This is a genomic window from Streptomyces kebangsaanensis (assembly GCF_001906585.1).
Classification (GTDB): domain Bacteria; phylum Actinomycetota; class Actinomycetes; order Streptomycetales; family Streptomycetaceae; genus Streptomyces; species Streptomyces kebangsaanensis.
On the sequence record NZ_JUJA01000024.1, the window covers coordinates 1 to 3,654 of the forward strand.

The following is a 3,654-nucleotide window of genomic DNA, read 5'->3' on the forward strand; positions in this document are numbered from 1 at the left end:
GACGCAGCGTGTCCGGAGTCGTTGATTGGTCGCGTTCCTGAACCCGAACGCGTTGCGGGCGGTCAGCTTGATCACGCGGTTGACGCCCTCGCTCTTGGCGTTGCTGTGGCCGGTGTTGATGAAGGCGGCGATCTCGTCCCACCAGCGGTCGACGGTGGCGGCGAGGCGGCGGACCTCGGGGATGTCGGCGTCCGCGCACCAGGCCAGGAACTTCCAGCGAGCGTGGCCGAGTTGGTGGCGGTCGGCGCCGGTGCGGGCCAGGGCGAGGAGGTTGCGCAGGGACTCCTTGGCGATCCACGAGGTCAGCAGCGTCTGTCCGATCCTCCCCTCGCCGAGCAGGGGGTTCCACATCGTCGCGAACTGCTCGTCGGTGAGGTCCTCCCGGTTGCGCAGCAGTTTCCTGCGGGCCCTCCACTCCGGATCGGTGGCACGTCCGCGACGCCCGCGCAGTTCGGCGGTGGTGCGGCGCCTGACCTGCGAGAGCATCTTGTTGGCGAGCTGGACCACGTGGAAGTGGTCCACGACCACGACGGCGCCGGGAGCCCGGTGCGCACGGCGGCCCGGTAGGTAGTGGACATGTCGATCGCGACGTACCGGATGTTCTTTCTCTACTCCAGGCCGGTGGTGGACAGCCAGGCCAGGACGTCGGCGACGGTGCGGCCCTCGACCTGGCCGAGCAGCCCGCCGGTGCCCAGCGCGTCGACGAACCCGGTGTGCCACCGGTCGCGCACCAGCTGCCATTTGCCCGTCTCCGGGTCTTGTGCCCACTTCGTCTTGCCCCGCCGGGGCTCGTCGATGCCCAGGACCTCCATCTCGGGCAGCGGCTTGGCGGTGACCTCACGGGCCTGGACACGGAAGGCTTCCATCACGGTCGGCCAGGACAGATGCAGGTCGCGGGCGGCCTGGATGACGGTGGAGCCGGCGTCCCGTATGCGGCGTCCGGCCGCACCCCGCAGCCGGGCGGTCAGCCTGGCACCGGCCGGGATCTGCGGGATCTGCTCGGTGAAGGAGCGGCGGGAACAGCCGGCCTTGCGGCAGTACCAGCGCCGCTTGTGCCAGCGGAACTCCAATCCGCTCTCGCCGTAAGGGAGATCGCGCGGCCGGGTGACCGCCGAGCCCTTCACCCGGGTGGCGAACACCCCGCAGGCCGGACAGGCCCTGGCCGTCTCGTCGGCCGTGACCAGGTGGACCCTGCGCCCTCCGTCAGCCAGCCGCTCGACCCGTGCCACGGACACCCCGTCCAGATCGAGTAGCAACGTCGTATCGTTGACCAAGCCCGTGGCTCCTGCATGATCGTTCTGCGTAGAGAACAGAAATGATCACGCAGGCCCACGGGCGCTCTGCGTCCAGGGGACGATCACCACCACGGCATTCACACACCGTGACACCACGTCAGTGCCCGAGATGAGGCGCACCGCTCAACTTCGAAGACCCATCAATCTCGAAGCGGGATTTGCGGTTTTCGACCTATAGTGTGCCGCCGCATCCGCAAGATCTTCAGCAAGGGGCCGGGCATGATCAGCCTTCCGGAGCTTGTCGTCCTCGCGGCCGCCGGGTACCGAGCAACCCAGCTGGCAGTCCATGACTCCATCCTCGAACCGGCGTGCGCCACCGTCCTCGACTGGCACAACCGGAAACCCACCAGCCGGGTCCGCACCGCCGCGGTCACGCTCATCACCTGCGTGTACTGCATGGGCTGGTGGATCTCCGGCGCGATCCTCGCGACGGGGCTCCTCGCTTCCGGCCAGTTCGACCAGGCCCTCCTCGTCGTCCACGGCCTGGAGTGGTTCGCCGTCGCCGGCGCCGCAGTGTTTCTCAACCGCATGGACGACACGCTCGGCGACCTGGTGAACCGCGGATGAGGCCCGAACTCGCCGCTGCCGCCTCCCGCTACATCGATCGCAAGGTCGGACGCGGCACCAAGACCAGCGGTAACAGCCAGGGATGGCAGAACCGTGCATGGGAGCTGTACCACCTCGTCCCCGAGGTCCGGTTCGCCGCCTCCTGCGTCGGCAACGCCATGTCCGGCGCCACCCTGTTCGCCGGCCGCCGCACCGACGACGGCACGATCGAACGCGCCCCCCCACGACCACCGCGCCTCGGAGATCGTCGAGGAGATCGCGGGCGGACCCGACGGACAGGCCAAGCTGCTCGGCGCGTTCGGCAAGCACCTCACCGTGCCCGGTGAGGGCTGGATCGTCATCCGCCCCAACAGCGAGATCCTCAGCTCCGATGCCCCCGAGGACGGCCACGACTGGCGGGTGCTGTCCACCCGCGAGGTCCGCCAGCAGGCCGGCAAGCTCACCGCCGAAATCGACGGCGACGACATCGCCATCCCGGCCGGCGGCCCCGAGAACCTCGACCCCGACGCGCCCGTGGCGCTGCGCGTGTGGGAACCCGATCCGGAGCGCGCGATCGAAGCGGACTCCCCGGTCCGGTCGAGCATCGACCTCCTCGAGGAACTGCTGCTCCTCAACAGCGCAGTGAAGGTGATCGCCCGCAGCCGGCTCACCGGCCGCGGCATCCTCCTCGTCCCCAAGGACACCCGCTTCCCGACTACCGCCACGCAGGGCAACGCCGAGGACGACCTGATCGAGATCCTCATGCAGGTCGCGGAGACCGCCATCCGCGAACCCGAGTCAGCTGCGGCCACCGTGCCGATCGTGTTGGAGGTCCCCGCCGAGTCCATCAGTGACTTCAAGCTGCTGACGTTTGAGTCGAACTTCGACGAGCTCGCGCTGAAGCTCCGCGAGGAAGCCATCAAACGGTTCGCGACCGGCCTGGAGATCCCCGCCGAATTCCTCCTCGGTCTCGGCGACGTCAACCGCTAGGGACTGTGGGGATTGACCGCCGAGGCCATCCGCATGGGCATCGAACCCAAGCTGGCCACCGTGGCGTACGCGCTCACCCAGTAGTGGCTCCGCCCACTCCTGCAGGCGAAGAACATGTGACGTGCTCTTGACAGACGGTAAGGGGAACGTTTGAATCGCGATCACATTTTGATGATCTTGTGAATCTGGGGGCGGGCTCCTGTGCCGGTCGGGTTGAGCGGTCGTAGTGCGGCAGGGCATCGTAAGCGGGGGCATCGCATAGGTTTTGGGGCAGTGATGTCTGTCCTGGCCGCGCTCGTCGCGATGCCGGCGCTGCCCGGGCCGGTGGCCTACGCCGCCCCCGCGGAGGCGGATTCCGCGCCGATGTCCGAGGGACAGCAAGCGCTCACGCAGGCGCAGCAGTCCGGCCAGCGGGTGGAGGTGGTGGGGGAGCGTACGGAGCGCACCACGGTCTACGCCAATCCCGACGGCCTCACCTTCACGTTGGAGGAGTCGGCGGTCCCGGTCCGCGCGGCCAAGCCGGGCGGCGGCTGGCAGGCGCCGGATGCCACGCTGGAGAAGCGTTCCGACGGCTCGGTCGGCCCGAAGGCGGCCGCGGTGGGAATGACGTTCTCACCCGGCGGTGACGCGGCGCCGTTGGCGCGGATCGCCGACCAGGGCGTGTCGATGGAGATCGGCTGGCCGGGGAAACTGCCGGCGCCGCGGCTGGACGGGCCAAGCGCCGTGTACGCCGATGTCCTGCCCGACGTGGACCTGAAAGTGACCGCTACACCCGAGAGTTTCCAGCCGGTGTTCGTGGTCAAAACGCCCGAGGCCGCGGCGA

At 68.8% G+C, this 3,654-nt stretch carries 4 protein-coding genes and 1 pseudogene; 3 read left to right on the forward strand and 2 right to left on the reverse strand.

What is annotated here, in order from left to right; all coding sequences use genetic code 11:
- Both RH94_RS41125 and RH94_RS41130 read right to left on the reverse strand, forming a co-directional pair.
- Window positions 1-720, reverse strand: a 720-nt coding sequence (locus RH94_RS41125) for a transposase (protein ID WP_267893333.1), incomplete at its 3' end; no start/stop codon positions are given.
- Window positions 609-1,274, reverse strand: a complete 666-nt coding sequence (locus tag RH94_RS41130) for a transposase family protein (RefSeq protein WP_199880850.1) — start codon at window positions 1,272-1,274, stop codon at window positions 609-611. The genes RH94_RS41125 and RH94_RS41130, both read right to left, overlap by 112 nt.
- Before the next feature lie 240 nt (window positions 1,275-1,514).
- Here RH94_RS41130 and RH94_RS02560 point away from each other — a divergent pair, with 240 nt between their 5' ends.
- The 3 genes and pseudogenes from RH94_RS02560 to RH94_RS02570 form a co-directional block, all read left to right on the forward strand.
- A complete protein-coding gene (locus RH94_RS02560; RefSeq protein ID WP_073946044.1) occupies window positions 1,515-1,862 on the forward strand; it encodes a DUF1360 domain-containing protein in 348 nt (115 codons plus the stop codon).
- A gap of 315 nt (window positions 1,863-2,177) precedes the next feature.
- On the forward strand, window positions 2,178-2,831 hold the full coding sequence (locus RH94_RS42040) for a hypothetical protein (RefSeq protein ID WP_073946043.1): 654 nt from the start codon (window positions 2,178-2,180) through the stop codon (window positions 2,829-2,831).
- 303 nt (window positions 2,832-3,134) lie between these two features.
- Window positions 3,135-3,654, forward strand: a pseudogene (locus RH94_RS02570) (LamG domain protein jellyroll fold domain protein); the annotation flags it as partial.